General features: G+C 65.8%; 2 protein-coding genes. Both read left to right on the top strand.

The features are described 5' to 3' along the window. Positions 1-67: 67 nt before the first annotated feature. Positions 68-379 (top strand): transposase, encoded by a 312-nt coding sequence (locus ABZ793_RS34675; RefSeq protein ID WP_357465225.1) that lies wholly within the window; start codon positions 68-70, stop codon positions 377-379. Beyond that, entirely contained in the window at positions 376-1,302 is a 927-nt protein-coding gene (locus tag ABZ793_RS34680) for an IS3 family transposase (RefSeq protein WP_357465227.1), read from the top strand. Before ABZ793_RS34675 ends, ABZ793_RS34680 begins: the two co-directional genes overlap by 4 nt. Positions 1,303-1,332 lie beyond the last annotated feature (30 nt).

Below are 1,332 nucleotides of genomic sequence, written 5' to 3' on the forward strand. Positions count from 1 at the left end.
TGAGGTTCCCCCGGTAGCTCGGAGACTTTCGATCGTGGTCTTATAGGCCCTGACCAGGAGGTTCTCTGTGCCCGCCCCTCGTAAGTACCCGGACGAGCTGCGCCAGCGTGCGGTGCGGCTCTACCGGGAGTCCGACCCCAAGCCGGTGATCAAGCGTCTGGCCGAGCAACTCGGTGTGCATCCCGAAGCGTTGCGCAACTGGATCCGCCAGGACGAGGCTGATCACGGTGAGCGCTTCGACCGGCCCACCACCGACGAGGCCGCCGAACTGCGCCGGCTGCGCAAGGAGAACGCCGAACTGCGCAGAGCCAACGAGATCCTGAAAGCCGCCTCGGCTTTTTTCGCATCGGAACTCGACCCGACCCGGCGACGGTCATGACGCTCGTCAACGAGCTGAAGGGCCGCTTCGGGGTCGAGCCCATTCTCCGGGTCCTGAACATCGCGGCGTCGACCTACTACGGCTGGCTGGCCCGAGACGCTGCTCCTGGGCCGCGGGAGGTCGAAGACCGCGGTCTGCTGTCAGAGATCGTCGACATCCACGACCGGTCCGGGCAGACCTACGGCAGCCCGCGCGTGCACGCCACCCTCGCCCGCCGGGGCATCCGCGTCGGCCGCAAGCGCGTCGAGCGGCTGATGCGTGAACACGACCTGCACGGCGCGTTCCTGCGCAAGGGCTGGCGGGGCGGGTCCACGAAGCAGAACCCGAAAGCCGATCCGGCGCCGGACCTGGTCAACCGAAACTTCACCACCGACGCCCCGAACCGGCTGTGGGTGGCCGACGCCACCCGGATCGTCACAGGTGACGGGGTGTTGTGGCTGGCCGCGGTGCGTGACGCGTTCTCCAACCGAATCGTGGGCTGGAAGACCTCCGACCGGTGCCACACCGACCTCGTCCTGGGCGCCCTCGAGTACGGGATCTGGTCACGTGACGTGCGCGACGGGCAGTTGATCCACCACTCGGATCGCGGATCGACCTACACCGCGATCAAGTTCTCCGAACGCCTGGCAGACAATGGCATCCTGCCCTCGATGGGGTCCGTCGGCGACTCCTACGACAATGCCCTGATGGAGAACTTCTTCTCCACTCTGAAGATCGAACTGGTCTACCGATGCTCGTGGCGCACCCGCGACGAGGCGGAGAACGCGATCTTCACCTACATCGACGGCTGGTACAACCGCGAACGCATCCAGAAAGACCTCGGCTGGCTGTCCCCAGACGAGTACGAGGCCGCCTGGTACGCAAAGAACATCGATCCACCGAACCCCGTGAACACCACCCATGAGCAGGCCCTAACCTGCTAACCAGCCCTCCGCGTTACCGGGGGAACCTCA

This window comes from Micromonospora sp. NPDC047465, assembly GCF_040643125.1.
In the GTDB taxonomy this organism is placed as follows: Bacteria; Actinomycetota; Actinomycetes; order Mycobacteriales; family Micromonosporaceae; genus Micromonospora.

Bases quoted from the DNA above. Each gene is read 5' to 3' on its own strand.
- ABZ793_RS34680 (WP_357465227.1), top strand. From the start codon at position 376: ATGACGCTCGTCAACGAGCTGAAGGGCCGCTTCGGGGTCGAGCCCATT.